Raw genomic sequence first — 17,822 nt, 5'->3', positions numbered from 1 at the left:
ACCCGGATCCTAACGACTCAGGCGTTGAGCTCGGCGGCGCGACGCTCGAGGTCCTCGATGCCACCGATGTTGAAGAAGGCCTGCTCCGGCAGGTGGTCGTAGTCACCGTCGCAGATGCGGCGGAAGGCCTCGATGGTCTCCGACAGCGGCACGGTGGAGCCGGCCACGCCGGTGAACTTCTCCGCCATGTAGGTGTTCTGGGACAGGAACTGCTCGATGCGGCGGGCGCGGGCCACCGTCACCTTATCCTCCTCGCCGAGCTCGTCGACACCGAGGATCGCGATGATGTCCTGGAGCTCCTTGTTCTTCTGGAGGATGGACTTCACGCGGGTGGCGACATCGTAGTGCTCCTGGCCCACGTATCCGGGGGCCAGCAGGCGCGAGGTGGAGGTCAGCGGGTCCACGGCCGGGTAGATGCCTCGCGAGGCGATCTCACGGCTGAGCTCGGTGGTGGCGTCCAGGTGGGCGAAGGTCGTCGCCGGCGCCGGGTCGGTGTAGTCGTCGGCGGGCACGTAGATCGCCTGCAGGGAGGTGATGGAGTGGCCACCGGCGGAGGTGATGCGCTCCTGGAGCTGGCCCATCTCGTCAGCCAGGTTGGGCTGGTAGCCCACGGCCGAGGGCATGCGGCCCAACAGCGTGGAGACCTCGGAGCCGGCCTGGGTGAAGCGGAAGATGTTGTCGATGAACAGCAGCACGTCCTGGTGCTGGACGTCGCGGAAGTACTCGGCCATCGTCAGAGCGGACAGGGCCACGCGCAGACGCGTGCCCGGCGGCTCATCCATCTGGCCGAAGACCAGGGCGGTCTTGTCGAAGACGCCGGCCTCGTCCATCTCGACGATGAGGTCGTTGCCCTCACGGGTGCGCTCCCCCACGCCGGCGAACACGGAGACACCACCGTGGTTCTGGGCCACGCGCTGGATCATCTCCTGGATGAGGACGGTCTTGCCCACGCCGGCGCCGCCGAACAGGCCGATCTTGCCGCCCTGCACGTAGGGGGTGAGCAGGTCGATGACCTTGATGCCGGTCTCGAACATCTGCTCCTTGGACTCGAGCTGGTCGAAGGCCGGGGGCTGGCGGTGAATGGGCCAGCGCTCGGTGATCTCCAGCTGCTCGCCGGGCTCGAGGTTGAGGACGTCGCCGGTGACATTGAAGACGTGACCCTTGGTCACGTCGCCCACGGGCACGGAGATCGGCGCGCCGGTGTCGCGCACCTGCGTGCCGCGCACGAGGCCGTCGGTGGGCTTGAGGGAGATCGTGCGCACGATGTTGTCACCCAGGTGCTGGGCGACCTCCAGGGTGATCTCGTGGGGCTCCTCGCCGGCGCTGGTGGCCTGGACGGTCACCTTGAGGGCGTTGTACATCGCCGGGATCGCATCTGGCGGGAACTCGACGTCGACGACGGCGCCGATGATGCGGGTGATGCGTCCCGTCCCGGGGGTGGTGGTGTCAGCCATGTGCGTTCTTCCGTATCTTCCAGAGCTGAGAGGGGTCCTGCTCGGTGAGGTGAGTCTGTGTGGGTTCTCGACGACGTCGGGGGCTGCCCGGCCTATTCGGTCCCCAGGGCGTCGGCACCCGAGACGATCTCCGTGATCTCCTGGGTGATGTCGCCCTGGCGGGCCGCGTTGGCCAGGCGGGTGTAGGTGATGATGAGGTCCTCGGCGTTGTCCGTGGCCGTGTGCATGGCCTGCTGGCGGCTGGCCAGCTCGGAGGCGGCCGACTGCAGCAGGGCGTTGCGGATGCGCGAGCCCATGTAGCGGGTCAGGAGGGCGTCGAGCACCTCGGAGGGCCCGGGCTCGAACTCGTACAGCGGCATGGAGCTGCCGTGCTTGGCCGCCAGCTCCTTCTCCAGGGCCTCGTTGCCGGCGTCGTCGAGCTCACCGGCCCCTTCGACGTCGACCACCTTGAGCGGCAGCATGCGACGCACCTCGGGGACCTGGGAGACCATCGAGACGTAGCGGGTGAAGACGATGTGGACCTCGGCGACGCCGCCGGCCTCGGCCGGCTGGAGGAAGTAGTCCAACAGGGTGGTGGCCACCTCCTCGATGGCCTCGTCGCTGGGGCGGTCCGACTGCCCGGTCCAGGAGAACTCGATCGGCGTGCCCCGGAAGCTGAAGTAGCTCTGGGCGCGCCGGCCGAAGGTGAAGATCACCGGCTCCTTACCGTCCTTGACCAGCTCCTCGATGAGACGGCCGGTCTCGCGCAGGATGGTGGCCGAGTAGGCGCCGGCCATGCCGCGGTCGGAGGTGACCACGAGGATCGCCACGCGCTTGGTGTCGGTGCGCTCCTGGGTGATGGGGTGCTCGAAGCGGGAGTAGGTTCCCAGCGCGGCCACCGCCTGGCTCAGGGCGTGATCGTAGGGCGAGGCCTCCTGCGCGTTGCGGCGCGCCTGCCCGATCCGGGACGAGGCGATGAGCTCCATCGCCCGGAACACCTTCTGGAGGGTCTGGGTCGATCGAATGCGCTGCTTGTAGACGCGCTGGTTTCCTGCCACGTCAGCCCCTCTTGACCACGAGCTGCTCGGTGGTCCTCTCGGCGGCGGGCTCCTCCTCGGGCTCGGCGACCTGGGCGCCCAGCATCTGCTCACCGGAGGCGAAGGTGCGCCGGAAGGCCTCGACGGCCTTGACCAGGGCCTCCTCGGTCTCGTCGGTGAGCTGACCGGTGGACTCGATGGTGTCGAGGATGTCGGTGTTGCGCCGCAGGTGGTCCAGGAAGGCGGCCTCGAAGGGCAGGACGTCGGAGACGTCGATGTCATCGAGGTATCCCTTGGTGCCGGCCCAGACGCTGGCGACCTGCTCGGCCACCGGGTAGGGCGTGTACTGGGGCTGCTTGAGCAGCTCCATGAGGCGCTCGCCGCGGGTGAGCTGGGCGCGGGTGGCGGCGTCCAGATCGGAGGCGAACATGGCGAAGGCCTGCATGGAGCGGTACTGCGCCAGCGTGATCTTGAGGGTTCCGGCGACCTTCTTCATGGCCTTGACCTGGGCGGCGCCGCCCACGCGGGACACGGAGATGCCGACGTCGACGGCGGGGCGCTGGTCGGCGTTGAACAGGTCGGACTGGAGGAAGATCTGCCCGTCGGTGATGGAGATGACGTTGGTGGGGATGTAGGCCGAGACGTCATTGGCCTTGGTCTCGATGATCGGCAGCCCGGTCATGGAGCCCGCCCCCAGCTCGTCGGAGAGCTTGGAGCAGCGCTCCAGCAGGCGCGAGTGGAGGTAGAAGACGTCACCGGGGTAGGCCTCGCGGCCCGGCGGACGGCGCAGCAGCAGGGAGACGGCACGGTAGGCCTCGGCCTGCTTGGACAGGTCGTCGAAGACGATGAGGACGTGCTTGCCCTGGTACATCCAGTGCTGGCCGATGGCCGAGCCCGTGTAGGGCGACAGGTACTTGAAGCCGGCCGGGTCGGAGGCCGGCGAGGCCACGATGGTGGTGTACTCCAGGGCGCCGCGCTCCTCCAGGGTGGCACGCACGGCGGCGATGGTGGAGCCCTTCTGGCCGGTGGCCACGTAGATGCAGCGCACCTGCTTGTTCGGGTCGCCGGACTCCCAGGCCTCCTTCTGGTTGAGGATGGTGTCCAGGGCGATGACGGTCTTGCCGGTCTGGCGGTCGCCGATGATGAGCTGGCGCTGGCCGCGGCCGATCGGGATCATCGAGTCGATGGCCTTGAGCCCGGTCTGCAGGGGCTCGTGGACGGACTTGCGGGCCATGACGCCAGGGGCCTGGAGCTCCAGGGCGCGGCGTCCTTCGGCCTCGATCTCGCCCAGGCCGTCAATGGGTCGGCCCAGCGGGTCGACGACGCGGCCCAGGTAGGCGTCACCCACGGGCACGGAGAGGACCTCGCCGGTGCGGCGCACGACCTGGCCCTCGTCGATGCCGTCGAAGGAGCCCAGGACGACGACGCCGATCCGACGCTCCTCGAGGTTCATGGCCAGGCCGGCGGTGCCGTCCTCGAAGGTGAGCAGCTCGTTGGCCATGACGCCGGGCAGGCCCTCGACGTGCGCGATGCCGTCAGCGGCGAAGACGACATGCCCGACCTCCTCGGCCGCGACCTCGGCGGGCTTGTAGGACTCGGCGAACTCGTTCAGGGCCGAGCGGATCTCCTCGGGCCTGATGGTCAGCTCTGCCATCTCGTCTCCTTGCTGGTTGCGTTCTGGGGGCCGGCGGCGCTGGGCGTGAGCGACGACGGCGCGGGGTGGGGTGGTGAAGTTGTGGGTCGGCGTGCGATGAGCGGGTTAGCCCGCCAGGCGGGTGCGCAGCTCGGCGACGGCGCTGCGCACGGTGCGGTCCATGACGTAGTTCCGCGTCGAGATGCGGGCTCCGCCGATGACCGCGGAGTCGACCTCGCAGTTGAGGTCGATCCTGGTGCCCAGGCGGCGCTCCAGGATGGTGCGCAGGCGCTCCTCCTGGGCGGAGGTCATGGGGATGGCGGTGACGACGTCGACGATGGTGCGCCGGCGCATCTCGGCGGCCAGCTCGACGACGCGGCGCAGGTTGCGCAGCGGTCCGCCCTCGGCGTGGTGCCGCACGCACCAGTTCACCAGGCTCATGGCGGGGGCGCTGATGTGGGGGGCGAAGACGGACTCGGCCAGGCGGACCCGGGCCTCGGTGCTGGTACGGCGTGAGGGCGTCAGGGCCTCGCGCAGCTCGCGGTTGTCGGCGATCTGCTCGTGGACCTCGAAGAGCTGCTGCTCGATCTCCTCCGCCGAGCCGCCCGCGTGGGCGCCGGCGAGGATCGCCTCGATGCCCAGGTCGTGGAGGGCGGAGACCAGGTCGACTGCCTTGGACCAACGGCCGCGGACCATGGCGCTGAGCAGGTCGACGACGCGCTCGTCCACGGTGCCGGTGAAGAGCCGGCGGGCCAGGGCCACCTTGTCCTCGGGCTCGCGGCCCGGGTCGGTCAGCGGAGCGGGCAGCGAGTTGACGGCGACCTGGTGGGCCAGGGCGAGGATCTGGCGACCCAGCTCCTGGCCCTCGACGCCCGCAGCCGTGAGCACCGGGCTCCAGGCCTGGCTCACGGTCTGCCGGGTGGCGGCAGTTCCTGTTCTCACCGCGTCGCCTCCGCAGAGGAGGAGGCGCCGGTGTCGAGTCCCTCGACCGGCTCCATGGTCTCGAGCTCGTCGAGGAAGCGGTCAATGACCCGCTCGGACAGGGCGGTGTCGCTCAGCTGCTCACCGACGATGCGCTCGGCCAGGGTGGAGGCGAGCATGCCGACGTCGGTGCGCAGCGAGATCTGCGCGGCCTGCTTCTCAGCCAGGATCTGACGCTGGGCGCCCTCAATGATGCCGGCGGCCTCCGCCTGGGCATCGGTGCGGGCCTTGGCGATGATCTCCTTGGCCTCACCCTGGGCGTTGTCGCGGATGCGGGCGGCCTCGCGACGGGCCTCGTCCACGAGCCGGGTGGCGCGCTTCTCGGCGCCGGCCTGCTCCTGCTTGGCCTTGTCGGCCAGGTCGAGGCCCTCCTGGATGCGCTGGGCGCGCTCGTCCAGCACGGCGTAGAGCCGGGGCAGGGCGTAGCGGCCCACCACCAGGAGGATGAGCAGGAGGACGATCGCCGACCAGAAGATCTCATGGGCGTGGGGCAGGATGAAGGCCGTGCCTCCGCTCTGCCCTTCCTCGGTAGCCAGGGGAAGCATCACTTGACAACGAACGGGATAACGAAGCCGATGAGGGCCAGGGCCTCGACCATGCCCGCACCGATGATCATGTTGGTGAACAGGCGCCCGGCCACCTCGGGCTGACGGGCCGTACCCTCCTGGGTCTTGCCAACCATGATGCCGATGCCGATGCCCGGGCCGAGCGTGGCCAGGCCGTAGCCGACGTATGCGAGAGCAGCGGAGGTCATATGTGGTTCCTTCTTTCTGGCGCCGGATGGCGCAGGTGGGGGGGGCGATGGAAAGAGGCTTGAGGCGACGCACCGTGACGTCTAGTGAGCCTCGATGGAGAGCTTGATGTAGACGGCACTGAGGATGGTGAAGATGTAGGCCTGCAGGACCGCGACGAAGACCTCGAACAAGGTCATCACGATCATGGACGCGCCGGTCAGGAGGCTGATCGTTGAGGATGCCTGGAGGTGCAGGAGCAGGCTGGTAGTGCCGAAGAAGGTCATGCCGAGCAGCATGTGCCCGGAGACCATGTTGCACAGCAGACGCAGGGTGAGCGTCACCGGCCGCACAATGAAGTTCGAGAGGAACTCGATGGGGGTGATGAGCAGGTACATCACCTTGGGCAGGCCCGGCGGCATGAGCTGGGAGGCGAAGAAGTGCCCGACCCCCTGTTCCCTGATGCCGGCGCCGATGAAAGTGACATAGGTCAGGGCGGCGAACACCATGGGGACGGCCACCACCGAGGAGGCGGCGATGTTGAGGCCGGGGATGACGCCGGCGAGGTTCATGGCGAGCACGCCCAGGAAGAGGGTTCCCAGCAGCGGGGCGAAGCGGCGGCCGTTCTTGTTGCCCAGAAGCGTGAAGGCCACATTGCTGCGCACGAAGTCGGCGACGATCTCCAGCAGGGCCTGGCCGCGCCCGGGGACGATCTTGATCCGGCTGGCGACCACGCCCACCATCAGGCAAAGAGCAACCCCCATAACGACGCGGACGAGAGTGAGCCGGTTGAACTCCAGGAGAGTTCCCTCACCGAAGATCGCCCCGGGGAAGAAGTCCTCAGCACCGGGCTGCTGAAGCTTGTGCCCCCCCGTGACAGTGAAGGCGGGCACCGCAGTCAGTGCGATGACAGCGACCAGGACGACCAGGAGCACCCAGTACCACAGCGGTTTGGTGAACGGCTTGGCGTCAGCCGTCCGCGGCACGGCGACGTCGCCGGCTGCCGTGCCGTTCTCGGTGACGGTGTTGGTGGACAGGAGATCCTCCCAATGTCTCTCACGCTTCGAGGCCTGTCCGCACAGGCCTACTAATCACGGGCCATGCTAGCGCCTCACAGGGACCTCACGAAGCCAACGGGACACCTCGTGGTGGCCTATTGCAGCCACCCGCCCCAACAACCAGCCCCACCCGCTGACTATGTACGGCCCACTGAATCCCTGCTCTTCGGCTCCACCGCAAGGATTCGCGCCTGTGCCAGGACGGTCGCCTCGGCGAACATGCCCACCAGGATCGCCACAATGAGTGAGACCCCAATCACTCTCATATCGCATCCCAGGGCTCTGCCTCCCAGGAGCCCAACCGCCAGGAGCGCGATCTTCCCCAGGTATCCGCCGGCCACCCAGACCACCAGGCCCCCCGTATCGGAGTGGACCATGCGGTCCAGAAACCACCAGGTCGCCGCCAGGAGCAGCGTCGTGGCCGCCGCTGCGGCCGGCAGCGTGCCCAGCGGCCGGTCCACGGCACCGCGGGCTCCGCCGATGAGGCACCACAGGGCCTCACCGACCACCAGAAGCACGGCGGCCACGACGAGGATCCGGCGCAGCCTCGCAGAGGCCTGGCACAGTGTGCGGGCGTTCGTGGGAGGCGTCTGGCTCACTGCCGAGTCCTTTCAGAGGGGCCGGGCGATGCCTGCAGGGCGTTCCCCTGCGGCGCCTGCCCCTCGGCCGGGCGCGTCACCTCGCCGGTTCCCGAGACATTGCGGGAGATGACGATCCGCTGCTCCTGGCGGTCCTGGCGACGGCGCAGCGCCGAGCGCAGGCCGTGGCGCACCCCGGGCATGAGGTCGACGGTGACGACGAAGGCGAACAGCACTGCGAGGGCGAGTCCCGCCAGCACCCAGGGCAGGGGGAAGAAGGCCATGGCGGCCACGGGGAAGGAGGCGACCGCCGCCCACAGGTACATGACCAGCACCGCGCGGCGGTGGGAGTGCCCGGCGGCCAGGAGCCGGTGGTGCATGTGCATGCGGTCGGGGTGGGTGGGGCTCAGCCCCTTCCGGGTGCGGCGCACGATCGCCATCATCATGTCGGTCAGGGGCAGCAGGAGGACTGCCAGCGGCAGGAGGATCGGCATGAAGGCGGGCAGGGCGCGCGAGCCGTCGAAGCTGCCGGGGTCGATCTGCCCGGTGACGATGATGGTGGAGGCGGCCGAGACCAGTCCCAGCTGCATCGCCCCGGAGTCGCCCATGAAGATGGTGGCGGGGTTGAAGTTGTGGGGCAGGAAGCCCACGCACACGCCGATGAGCGCGGCGACGATGGTGGCGGCCAGGGAGCTGTAGGAGCCCGGGCTCGTGGCGCGGGTCAGGACGTAGGTGTACAGGAAGAAGGCGGTCGAGCCGATCCCGATGATGCCGGCCGCCAGCCCGTCGAGCCCGTCGACGAAGTTGACGGCGTTGATGGCGGCCACCACGACGATGACGGTGGAGATGAGGGACAGGCGCGAGGAGCCGATCGTCAGCCCCGCCACGGGGAAGGTGAGGAGCTGGACGCCCTGCCAGGCCATGACGCCGGCAGCCAGGATCTGGCCGGCGAGCTTGGTCATCCAGTCCAGCTCCCACAGGTCGTCGACGACGCCGAGCAGGCACACCAGTCCCGCCCCCAGGACCACCGCCCAGGCACTGGAGTCGATGACATCGGAGAGGTAGGGGATGGTGGAGGCCACGGAGATCGCGGAGAACAGGCCGAAGAACATGGCCACGCCGCCCAGGCGCGGGATGGGCGTGGAGTGGACGTCGCGGGCTCGCACGGGGGTCAACGCGTTACCCACCAGGGCGACGTGCCGGATGATCGGCACGGCCACGTAGGTGGTCGCCGCAGCAATGGCCATGACCAGGAGGTAGACCTTCACGCGCCCGCCTCCGTCCTGCCGCGCACGGCCTCTGCCGTCCCCTCGTACAGGGCGACGCCGGCCACTCGTTCCAGGTCCGCGGGCGCCAGGACCCCCTGGCGCAGGATCCTGGGGGCGCGGGCGTGCTCCCCGGCGAGGGTGACGATGGTGGAGGGAACCGGTCCGGGGGTGGCTCCGCCGTCGAGCAGCAGAATGTCCTCACGCCGGACGGCGCCTGCGCCTGCACTACCCAGCACGAGCTCTTCGGTGCCCCGGACCCGGCCGGGGAAGGCGGCCCTGGCGGAGGCCGCGTCGGTGGCGGGCGGGGCGCCGGTGGGGTTGGCGGAGGTGACGGCCAGCGGGCCGCTGCGGCGCAGGAGGTTCAGGGCGAGCTCGTGGGCGGGCATGCGCACGGCGAGGGTGCCGCCGGTCTCCCCCAGGTCCCAGGTCAGGGTCTCGTCGGCCTCCAGGATGAGGGTCAGCGCACCGGGCCAGAAGGCCTCCATGAGGGCTCGGGCGGCCTCGGGAACCTGGGCGACGAGCCCGGTCAGGTCGGCGGGGTCGGCCACGAGGACCGGAGGGGGCATCTGGCGTCCGCGTCCCTTGGCGGCCAGCAGCCGCTCGACGGCCCCGGCGTCGGCGGCGTTGCAGCCGATGCCGTAGACGGTGTCCGTGGGCAGGATGACGAGCCCGCCTGCGCGCAGGTGCTCGCAGGCCGGTTGGAGGGGGGCGGGGTGGGGATGAGCGGTGCTCGCGGAGGGCTGCGGGGGGTGGCTCACGTCCCGCATCCTGCCACGGATCGGGCCGGTGACGGGACAGTGCGGAGGTGTGGGCCCGGACGCGATGCCGGACCGTCATCTGAGCGGGTCTCCCCTCACCTGCGTATCCCCCGGTCCGCTCCCGGGACGGGCCCGGGACGACGTCGGTCCCTACACGATGCGGCGGGCCACGGCCCAGCGGGTGAGCTCGTTGCGGTTGGACAGCTGGAGCTTGCGCAGGACCGCGGAGACGTGGGTCTCGACGGTCTTGACCGAGATGAACAGCTCGGAGGCGCACTCCTTGTAGGTGTAGCCGCGGGCGATGAGCCGCATAACCTCCCGCTCGCGCGCTGAGAGGCGGTCGAGCTCGGTGTCGGCCACGGCCACCTCGCCCGCTCCGGCACCGAAGGCGTCCAGGACGAATCCGGCCAGGCGCGGGGAGAAGGCGGCGTCTCCGGCGGCCACGCGCCGCACGGCCTGGGCCAGGTCCTCGGTGGAGATCGCCTTGGTGACGTAGCCGCGGGCGCCGGCCCGGATGACGCCGACGACGTCGTCGCTGGCGTCCGAGACGCTCAGGGCCAAGAAGCGCGTCTCGGGGACGTCGTGGCAGGAGGCGACAACCTCGGCCCCTCCCCCGCCGTTGCCGCCGGGCAGGTGGACGTCGAGCAGAACGACGTCGGGCCGCAGGGCGTGGACGGCGGCGATGGCGCCCTCGACGTCGTCGGCCTCGGCGATGACGTCCAGGTCGGGGGCGTGGGCGGTCAGCTCGGAGCGCACCCCGGAGCGGACCAGGGCGTGGTCGTCGACGACCAGGACCCGCAGGGACGCGCTCGCATCGGCGGGCTGGTGGTGGTCTGTGGTGGTACCGGCGGTTGTGTCAGCCATGAGGGTCTTCCTGGTGGTGACGTGGGGTGGTCGAGGAGCGAGGGGCCGGGCGCGGCCCAAGGAGACACAGCAACGATAGACGGCTCAGTGGGCGCGCACGGGGAGAGTCAGCGCCACCTCGGTGCCGGTGGACATGCGGCGCACCCGGGCGCTGCCGCCGTGGCGCTCCATGCGGGCGATGATGGACTCGCGCACGCCGTGGCGGTCCTCGGCGATGGCGTCGAGGTCGAAGCCGGGGCCGTGATCGCGCACGAACACCTCCAGCCCCTCCTCGCCGGCCTCGACGTAGAGGGAGACCGGCGGGGCGCCGTGGCGCACCGCGTTGGACAGGGCCTCGCGGGCGGCGGCGACGATGACCTCGGTGTCGCGGTCGGGGGCCCGGTCGCCGACGCACACGGCGTCGACGGCCACGCCGTAGCGGTCCTCGATCTCGCCGGCCAGGTCGGTGAAGGCGTCGGCCACGGAGGTGCCCGGTGCGGGGCGGTCGGTGTAGAGCCAGGCGCGCAGCTCGCGCTCCTGGGAGCGGGCCAGGCGGGCCACTGTCTCGGGCTCGTCGGCGCGCTTGCGGATGAGGGTGAGGGTCTGGAGGACGGAGTCGTGCAGGTGGGCGGCGATGTCGGCCCGCTCGGCCTCACGGATCTCGGCGGCGCGGGTATCGGCCAGGGCCCGGTTGGTCCGCAACCACAGGGGCGCCAGGACCACGCCGATGCCCACCACGAGCGCCCCTCCGGTGAGGAGCCCGGAGATGAGCTTGTAGGGGGTGCTGTCGGCGGCCACCCACACCAGGATGCCGACGACGGCCAGGCACACCCCGCCCGCCACCCGCAGGACAGCGCTCAGGTTGCGGTCCGGGCCGACCAGGTTGTCCATCTGCGACCAGGCCAGGGCCGCCCCGGCGATGACGACGACGATGACTCCCACCGCACCGATCCGGTCCAGCAGCCCGAAACGCCAGGCGGCCAGGAACAGGGCCGCCAGGAGGAGTGCGCCGCCGTCGAGGACCGTCTGCGACAGGCCCAGGGGGGCTCCACCGTCGGCCCGAGACCCTGCGGTACCTCTCCCACTCCTGAGGCGAGCCGCCAGACGGGCACGGGAGACCACCGAGACGGGAGTCTCACCTGATGGCCCGTTCTCCCCGGGGAGGGTCACCCACAGCAGGGCGTAAAGCAGGGCTCCTGCACCGCCGCCGAGGGCCAGGACGACCATGAGCGCGCGGATGTATCGCACGGGGATGCCCAGGTGGAGACTCAGTCCCGCGCAGACGCCGGCGATGCGGGCGGGGCGGCGCATACGGGCGGCCTCGACGGACAGGTCGGCCGGTGCCGGCCCCAGCTGGTGGGGCAGGCGGCGCAGAGGGGGGCGTCGCCGCAGCTGGCGCGGGGGGCTCCAGGAGTACGCGGGCCCGCCGGCGGTCGGCCCGGGCTGCGTACCCCGCTGCTGAGCTGTCGTCATGGCACCATCGTGGCACGTCGGGGTCGCCGATCCGATGGTCCCCCGGGGGATTGGGGGGACAATCCGGGATCATTCAGGGGTTCCCCTGATCGTGCCGCAGGCCACGGACGCGAAGAATTGTTGACATGAACGACAAGCCCGCCTCCCCGTCTGACGGTGGTTCCCCCACCGGTTCCGATTCCTCTGACTCCTCCGCATCCTTCCCCTCTTCCAACACACAGGATGCTGACGGCGCCCAGCGCGATTCCCGGCAGAGTCCGCCGTACGGCTCGCAGCCGGGCCCCGAGCCCTCCTTCCAGCAGTACGGCGGCCCCCAGCCCGGGCCTCAGGGCGGTTCGACTCACCGCTTCTTCGACTCCCTGCGCGGCTCGGGCCTCATGCGCACCAACGAGCGCTGGATCGCGGGCGTGGCCGGTGGCGTGGCCCACCGCTTTGACCTGGACCCCACCCTGGTGCGTTGCGTGTGGGTGGTGCTCTCGCTCTTCGCCGGTGTCGGGCTGGTCCTTTACGGCCTGGCCTGGGCCCTCCTGCCCGAGGAGTCCGATGGTCGCATCCATCTGGAGGAGGCCCTCTCCGGCCGTTTCAACGCGGGCCTGGCGGGCGCCATCGGGATGACGATCATCGGTATGTCGACATTCGGTAGCGGTTTCATCCCCAACTGGTACGTCCATGAGGCGGGCACCGCGGGGATCGCCGCCGCCCTGTGGCCCCTGTTCTGGTTGGGGCTGATCGTCCTGGCCATCGTCTTCCTCATCCGCAGCGCCCAGAACCGGAGCGCGAACCGGAAGGCCGCTCGAGGCCATCGGGGACCCCAGCCCTGGCAGACCTACCCTGCCGGCGCCGCGCAGGCACCGGGGAGCCGCCCCGGCAGCCAGGCCGGTCCGGCGGGTCAGGCCGGGGGCTTCACCCCGGCGGCGGGCTCCGCATCGGCCTGGGACTCCTCGACGCCCGGCTCCGGCGCCCCGGCCTTCAACCAGCCGGCCGGCGGCCCGAGCTGGCAGAGCCGCTCCTACCGGCAGTACCCGTCCTACCAGCAGCCGCCCGTACCGACCCGCCCGGCGCGGCGCCCGCGCCGTCCCGGCCCCGGCTCCTCGCTGTCGCTGGCGGTCCTGGGCCTGGGACTCCTGACCGCGGCGGGCGTCTGGTACGCGACGGCGACCCACCACCTGGGTCTGCTCCAGGGCCAGTTCATCCTCATCGGCATCCTGGTCGCCCTCCTGGGAGCGGGCATCGTCGTCAGTGGCCTGCGTCGTCGGCACGGAGGATGGATGACGGTGCTGGGCTGGCCGGTCCTGTTCGTCGTTGCGATCCCCGCTCTGGCCACCGCCTCGATCGTCCCCACGAGCCTGGCCCGCATGCCCTTCGAGACCCTCAGGAACGCGACCACCGCCTCCTCAAGCACGGTGACCTGGCAGGAGCTGACGGCGTCGGCCAGCGGTGGCAGCGTCACCCGCAACAAGGACATTGGTGACCTCACCCTGGATCTGCGCGGCATGCCCGCCACGGAGGCCGGCAAGCTCTCCACCATCACCGCCCACCTCGACGTCGGGACCCTCCGCATCAAGACCGACACCGACCAGCGGGTGGAGGTCAGGACCGACGTCGACATGGGAGCGATCGACTCACAAGTCGCCCGGGCCTGGACCGTCAACGGCCGCCAGATGGATCAGGACGACGACGGCCCACGCACCTATGACGTGACTGGCAAGACCATCCCCGCTTACAGCAGCTCCAGCGGCGGCCTGAACATCAAACGCACCCTGGCCTCCCCCAACAGCGATGACGGGCGGCCGCGGATCACCATCAACGCCTCGGTGGACACCGGGACGATCAACATCGAGGAGCGCAGCAACACCGTCTCCTGGTACGGCAACGTCGAGGAGCCCGTGTGGATCGTCAGCATGTGGTTCGACGAGAAGGGCGATGCCCACGGCGACGACCTGCCGGTTCCGGGTATGAACCACCAGGCCATCACAGCCAAGGACGCTGAGACCTGCATCCGCACGGCCCACGAGAGCGTGGACGAGGGCGACCGCAGCGAGGGCGCCGGCTGGGACAACCTGTCCGACCTGACTTCCAAGGAGCGCGCCTCCTACGACTCTTGCGTGCAAAGGACCCTGTCTGGGCAGGGCGCCGCGCAGCCCAGTGCGAGCCCGAGTCCCTCCGGATCAGCAACACCGACACCGTCCCCGACTCCCACCAAGCAGTCCGCCACGGCCAGTCCAACAGCCGGCTGATCGCGCCGGCACACCGGCCTCAGCCACCAGAACTCTTCCCCGGCACGTCCCGGGCCCACCCAAGGAGACTCTCATGAACAGCACCTCTTCCACGACGTCGCCCGACGACGTCGGCAGCACCAGCACCGAGGCGACCGGCGAGGACGCCACCAGGCCCTTCCCGGCCGCCGGAGACACCCAGCCGTTAACCCCACCGGCGACCCAGCCCGCGGCGGAGCCAGCAGCTGAGCCGGAGACTCAGCCGGTCACCATGCCACTGCCCGCCTCTCAGGACGCCGGCGCGGAGAATGCCTCCGCGGGCTCGCCGCCCACGTCGTCGTCGAGTCCGGTGTGGAGCGCCGGGACGGTCACTGACCGGGACCGCCCGCAGGCACCCCAGGACATCAAGGGCTCGACTCTCCTGTGGGGGGCCTTCCTGCTCCTGGTGGGTGGGCTGCTCATCGCGGCGGGCCTGGGGCTGCGCTTCGACTTCACGACGACGGCCATCGCCTGCCTGGCGGGCCTAGGAGGTCTGCTCGTGGTCGTCGCTCTCATCCCCAAGGGGCGCCGCAGCAGCAAGAAGTCCTGATCCGCATTCACCACATATTCGCCACATCGAGCCGCGAGGACGCACCTCAGGGCCCGCCGACTGCACCTCCATGGTGAGTCCGCGAGCATCACCGTGCGTCCTCGCGGCGTACTATTCGAAGAGAACTCACCGGGACCGAGAACCTCCACCACTGCGACGGATGACGAGGGACATCGATGGTTGAGACAGCATGCTCCGTACTCATGAGCCTGATCCTGAGCGTGACCGGCATTCTGCTCGTAGTGTTGGGGCGCCGGATGGCGCAGCGCAGGCTTCCGCCGAACTCGTGGGCGGGAGTGCGCAACGAGATCGCGCTGCGCTCGGAGGAGAACTGGTACACGATGCAGGCCCGGTGCGCGGCGGCAACTATGGGACTGGGCGTGGTCCTCCTCGACTCGGCTGTCCTCTTCGCCATTCAGGCGGTCCTGCATGACACGATCTCGATCCTGGTCCCCATGGCCATCATGCTGGTTCAGACGGCTGCCGGTATCGCGTTCCTTCACGTTCAGGCCCGCAGGTGCGCCGCGGAGCTGACGTAGAGCGCATAGGTCGGCTCCCCCACTCAGCGACGTTGGTGAGGGAGCCGGTCGGGGGTGGTCGGAGCCGGTCGGAGTCCGGGGCGAGTGCTCAGCCCTGGTAGACGATCTTGGCCTTGACGTCGTCGACGGCCTCCTCGCCCAGGTAGTGGCGCACGATCTCCAGCCCGAAGTCGATGGCGGTACCCATGCCGCGGGAGGTGATGACGGGGCCGTCGGCCACAACGGCGGCCTGGCTGACCTGCGCACCGTGCTCGGCGAGCACACTCATGAAGCCGGGGTTCGACGTCGCCTGGCGGCCCTCGAGCAGGCCCAGCTCGGCCAGGATCGAGGGGGCGGCGCAGATGGCGGCCACGGGCCGGCCGGCGCGCACCCGCTCGGTGACCGCGGCCATGAGGGGATCGATGGCCTTGAGGTTGGGGGTGCCGGGAATGCCACCGGGCAGGACGAGCATGTCGTAGTCATCCAGGTTCGCCTCGGACAGGGCGAGGTCGCAGGTGACGACGATGTTGTGGGAGGAGACGACGGCCGGCTCGGGGGTCACGGAGATCATCGTCGTGGGGATGCCGGCGCGGAAGAGGATGTCCACGGTCGCCAGCGCCTCGACCTCCTCCAGCCCGGGGGCGATGAACACGGCGACGGCCTTGTCGGTCCTCTGGTCGGTGGGCGCGTGGAAAGCGGGCATGTCTCCTCCAGGAAGGTCGGCTCAGGTCAGTGCGGCTGGCGCCACCACCCTACGCGCCCGTGACGCCGGGCGTGAAGGACACCGCAGCTCCCCGGCCCTTGGGGCGATCCTCAGCGCTGGCGCAGGAGGTGCTGCTCGGCGCTGTCCAGGATCGGCCGGGCCGCCTCGGGGGCGTAGACGCTCAGGCCGCCGTCGGAGACGGGCAGTTCCACGTTGCCGTCGTCGGCAATGGTGACCAGCTCGTGCCCGCCCAGGACGCAGATCCACTGCTCGCCGGCGTGCCGCGCCCCGACATGGAGACGCTTGGTGGCGGCCCTGCGGTCGGACAGGACGACGGCGAGCCCGGAGCCGGGGTGGGCCTCGTCGCCCTCGCGCGCGAAGCCGACGACGTCGGGGTCGTCGAGAGCATCGTGCTGGGGGCCGTGGGCCAGGGCGCGTCGCATGGTCATGAGCAGCGGCAGCTCGGTGACGGCCGGCAGGTCGCCGGTCTCGGGGGTGCCGAACAGGTCGCCCCAGAAGACGCAGGGGGTTCCAGCCTCGCACAGCAGGATGAGGGCGTAGGCCGAGGGCTTGAACCAGGACTCGATGGTGGAGGCCAGGGACTGGCCCGGCTGGGTGTCATGGTTCTCCACGAAGGTCACGGCGCGAGTGGGGTCGGCGGCCACGAGAGTGCCCTCGAAGAGGCGGGTCAGGTCGACGTCGCCGTTGGAGGTGGAGGCGGCGTGCAGGTGGAAGTGGAGGGGGACGTCGAACAGGCTCATGAAGGGCACGGCCTCCAGGTAGCCCTCCAGCTCGGCGACGTCGCGGGACCAGTACTCGCCCACGGCCGGCAGGGTGCGGCCGGTGGCGCGGCGCAGCTCAGGCAGCCAACGGGCGAAGAAGTCGGCGCCGACATGCTTGAGGGCGTCCAGGCGCAGGCCGTCGACGCCGGTGGTCTCCACGTACCAGCGCCCCCAGCGGTCCATCTCGGCGCTGACGGCGGGGTCGATGACGTGGACGTCCGAACCCATGAGGTAGTCGTAGTTGCCGAGCTCGTCGTTGACGTTCTCGTTCCACTGCTTGCCCTCGAAGAGCCAGACGCCCTGCTGGTGGCGGGCCTCATCCCAGTCGGTGCCGTGGAAGCAGGTCCAGTCCCAGGTGAAGTCCGAGTGGGCGCCGGCGCGCCCCGGGAAGGTGTAGCGGGTCCAGGCGGTGATCTCCTCGGCCTCACCGATGGTGCGCGTGCGGTCGTGGGGGTCGACGGGCGTGGCGCGCACGACCTCGGTGGTGTCCCCGCCCATGCGGTGGTTGAGGACGATGTCCGCCACGACGCTGATTCCGGCCGCGTGCAGGGCCTCGATGGCGGCGAGGTAGTCCTCCTTGGTGCCGTACTTGGTGGGGACGGTGCCCTTCTGGTCGAACTCGCCCAGGTCGTAGGTGTCGTAGACGCCGTAGCCGACGTCCTCCACGCCGGCCTGTCCCTTGTAGGCGGGCGGCAGCCACACCGAGCTCACTCCGCAGTCGGCCAGGAGGGCGGCGTTGTCCGCCAGGAGGCGCCAGTGGGTGGAGTCGGCGGGAAGGTCCCAGGCGAAGGCCTGGAGCAGGAGGGGGTTGACGACGTCGTCCGGATTGGCGGGGCTGGGCTGGGCGTGGTTCTCGGTCACGGTTCCGATGCTGCCAGTCCTCCCCCGCGGGCGGGGACATTTCTGTGCGGCCGGGGGCGTTCGACGCCGTCGGGGACCGGATTCCTGTCCCCCTACGCGCAGCTCGTCCCCGGCCGGGAGAAAGTGCACCCCCACGCGCAGGATGTCCCCGGCCGAAGGAAGGATGCGATGTGGACAGTGCGGATGGGCGGCCTCATAATGGTGGGGAGCCACCCGGGTGCTAGCCGGGCGACTCCCCTCGCAAGGGAACGGCCTAGCCGATCCACGTGCTGAGGGCATCCACAAGGACACCGACGGCCCGGATCAGGCGAGCGACAGCGGTCAAGACTTCGCTCACCTTCCGGGCCGTTACCTTGCCCT

17 protein-coding genes are annotated in these 17,822 nt (G+C 70.1%); 3 read left to right on the top strand and 14 right to left on the bottom strand.

Features of this window, described 5'->3' with window-relative positions:
* Positions 1-17 precede the first annotated feature (17 nt).
* The 12 genes from atpD to HW274_RS03470 all read right to left on the bottom strand — a co-directional run bounded on the left by atpD (position 18) and on the right by HW274_RS03470 (position 11,793).
* Positions 18-1,454, bottom strand: a complete 1,437-nt coding sequence (atpD, locus tag HW274_RS03525) for a F0F1 ATP synthase subunit beta (RefSeq protein ID WP_185989184.1) — start codon at positions 1,452-1,454, stop codon at positions 18-20.
* A 92-nt stretch (positions 1,455-1,546) separates the two neighbouring features.
* The gene (locus tag HW274_RS03520; RefSeq protein WP_185989183.1) at positions 1,547-2,491 is read right to left on the bottom strand and encodes a F0F1 ATP synthase subunit gamma; all 945 of its coding nucleotides are present in this window, start codon (positions 2,489-2,491) and stop codon (positions 1,547-1,549) included.
* Position 2,492: 1 nt separating this feature from the next.
* Entirely contained in the window at positions 2,493-4,124 is a 1,632-nt protein-coding gene (atpA, locus tag HW274_RS03515; RefSeq protein WP_185989182.1) for a F0F1 ATP synthase subunit alpha, read from the bottom strand.
* A gap of 105 nt (positions 4,125-4,229) precedes the next feature.
* On the bottom strand, positions 4,230-5,045 hold the full coding sequence (locus HW274_RS03510) for a F0F1 ATP synthase subunit delta (RefSeq protein ID WP_185989181.1): 816 nt from the start codon (positions 5,043-5,045) through the stop codon (positions 4,230-4,232).
* Positions 5,042-5,629, bottom strand: coding sequence for a F0F1 ATP synthase subunit B (locus tag HW274_RS03505; protein ID WP_185989554.1), 588 nt, complete (start codon positions 5,627-5,629; stop codon positions 5,042-5,044). Before HW274_RS03505 ends, HW274_RS03510 begins: the two co-directional genes overlap by 4 nt.
* Complete coding sequence (atpE, locus tag HW274_RS03500; RefSeq protein ID WP_009395854.1) at positions 5,629-5,838, bottom strand: ATP synthase F0 subunit C; 210 nt, start codon at positions 5,836-5,838, stop codon at positions 5,629-5,631. Before atpE ends, HW274_RS03505 begins: the two co-directional genes overlap by 1 nt.
* Positions 5,839-5,919: 81 nt before the next feature.
* Positions 5,920-6,801, bottom strand: coding sequence for a F0F1 ATP synthase subunit A (gene atpB, locus HW274_RS03495; protein WP_185989180.1), 882 nt, complete (start codon positions 6,799-6,801; stop codon positions 5,920-5,922).
* 209 nt (positions 6,802-7,010) lie between these two features.
* The gene (locus HW274_RS03490) at positions 7,011-7,472 is read right to left on the bottom strand and encodes a pseudouridine synthase (protein WP_185989179.1); all 462 of its coding nucleotides are present in this window, start codon (positions 7,470-7,472) and stop codon (positions 7,011-7,013) included.
* Positions 7,469-8,719 (bottom strand): MraY family glycosyltransferase, encoded by a 1,251-nt coding sequence (locus HW274_RS03485; protein WP_075404660.1) that lies wholly within the window; start codon positions 8,717-8,719, stop codon positions 7,469-7,471. The genes HW274_RS03490 and HW274_RS03485 overlap by 4 nt, the downstream gene beginning before the upstream one ends.
* On the bottom strand, positions 8,716-9,486 hold the full coding sequence (locus tag HW274_RS03480; protein ID WP_185989178.1) for an L-threonylcarbamoyladenylate synthase: 771 nt from the start codon (positions 9,484-9,486) through the stop codon (positions 8,716-8,718). Before HW274_RS03480 ends, HW274_RS03485 begins: the two co-directional genes overlap by 4 nt.
* A gap of 141 nt (positions 9,487-9,627) precedes the next feature.
* Positions 9,628-10,341, bottom strand: a complete 714-nt coding sequence (locus HW274_RS03475; RefSeq protein ID WP_185989177.1) for a response regulator transcription factor — start codon at positions 10,339-10,341, stop codon at positions 9,628-9,630.
* An 84-nt stretch (positions 10,342-10,425) separates the two neighbouring features.
* Positions 10,426-11,793 (bottom strand): PspC domain-containing protein, encoded by a 1,368-nt coding sequence (locus HW274_RS03470; RefSeq protein WP_396027385.1) that lies wholly within the window; start codon positions 11,791-11,793, stop codon positions 10,426-10,428.
* Positions 11,794-11,918: 125 nt separating this feature from the next.
* On the opposite strand from HW274_RS03470, the gene HW274_RS03465 reads away from it, so the two are divergent.
* The 3 genes from HW274_RS03465 (at position 11,919) to HW274_RS03455 (ending at position 15,137) form a co-directional block, all read left to right on the top strand.
* Positions 11,919-14,030, top strand: a complete 2,112-nt coding sequence (locus HW274_RS03465; protein WP_185989176.1) for a PspC domain-containing protein — start codon at positions 11,919-11,921, stop codon at positions 14,028-14,030.
* Positions 14,031-14,103: 73 nt separating this feature from the next.
* Complete coding sequence (locus HW274_RS03460; protein ID WP_185989175.1) at positions 14,104-14,598, top strand: hypothetical protein; 495 nt, start codon at positions 14,104-14,106, stop codon at positions 14,596-14,598.
* 176 nt (positions 14,599-14,774) lie between these two features.
* Positions 14,775-15,137, top strand: a complete 363-nt coding sequence (locus tag HW274_RS03455) for an SdpI family protein (protein WP_185989174.1) — start codon at positions 14,775-14,777, stop codon at positions 15,135-15,137.
* Positions 15,138-15,225: 88 nt separating this feature from the next.
* Here HW274_RS03455 and HW274_RS03450 read toward each other — a convergent pair whose 3' ends face one another.
* Positions 15,226-15,819, bottom strand: coding sequence for a DJ-1 family glyoxalase III (locus HW274_RS03450; RefSeq protein ID WP_185989173.1), 594 nt, complete (start codon positions 15,817-15,819; stop codon positions 15,226-15,228).
* Positions 15,820-15,929: 110 nt separating this feature from the next.
* Positions 15,930-17,462, bottom strand: coding sequence for an alpha-amylase (locus HW274_RS03445; RefSeq protein WP_185989172.1), 1,533 nt, complete (start codon positions 17,460-17,462; stop codon positions 15,930-15,932).
* Positions 17,463-17,822 lie beyond the last annotated feature (360 nt).

Origin of the sequence: Actinomyces sp. oral taxon 169 (genome assembly GCF_013394715.1) — a bacterium.
Classification (GTDB): domain Bacteria; phylum Actinomycetota; class Actinomycetes; order Actinomycetales; family Actinomycetaceae; genus Actinomyces.
This window is presented reverse-complemented; position numbering and strand designations above follow the sequence as displayed.

Excerpts from the sequence above, each read along its gene's own strand:
- atpD (WP_185989184.1), bottom strand. The coding sequence starts at position 1,454 with ATGGCTGACACCACCACCCCCGGGACGGGACGCATCACCCGCATCATC.
- atpA (WP_185989182.1), bottom strand. The coding sequence starts at position 4,124 with ATGGCAGAGCTGACCATCAGGCCCGAGGAGATCCGCTCGGCCCTGAAC.
- HW274_RS03505 (WP_185989554.1), bottom strand. The coding sequence starts at position 5,629 with ATGCTTCCCCTGGCTACCGAGGAAGGGCAGAGCGGAGGCACGGCCTTC.
- atpE (WP_009395854.1), bottom strand. The coding sequence starts at position 5,838 with ATGACCTCCGCTGCTCTCGCATACGTCGGCTACGGCCTGGCCACGCTC.
- HW274_RS03480 (WP_185989178.1), bottom strand. The coding sequence starts at position 9,486 with ATGCGGGACGTGAGCCACCCCCCGCAGCCCTCCGCGAGCACCGCTCAT.
- HW274_RS03475 (WP_185989177.1), bottom strand. The coding sequence starts at position 10,341 with ATGGCTGACACAACCGCCGGTACCACCACAGACCACCACCAGCCCGCC.
- HW274_RS03470 (WP_396027385.1), bottom strand. The coding sequence starts at position 11,793 with ATGACGACAGCTCAGCAGCGGGGTACGCAGCCCGGGCCGACCGCCGGC.
- HW274_RS03465 (WP_185989176.1), top strand. The coding sequence starts at position 11,919 with ATGAACGACAAGCCCGCCTCCCCGTCTGACGGTGGTTCCCCCACCGGT.
- HW274_RS03460 (WP_185989175.1), top strand. The coding sequence starts at position 14,104 with ATGAACAGCACCTCTTCCACGACGTCGCCCGACGACGTCGGCAGCACC.
- HW274_RS03455 (WP_185989174.1), top strand. The coding sequence starts at position 14,775 with ATGGTTGAGACAGCATGCTCCGTACTCATGAGCCTGATCCTGAGCGTG.
- HW274_RS03450 (WP_185989173.1), bottom strand. The coding sequence starts at position 15,819 with ATGCCCGCTTTCCACGCGCCCACCGACCAGAGGACCGACAAGGCCGTC.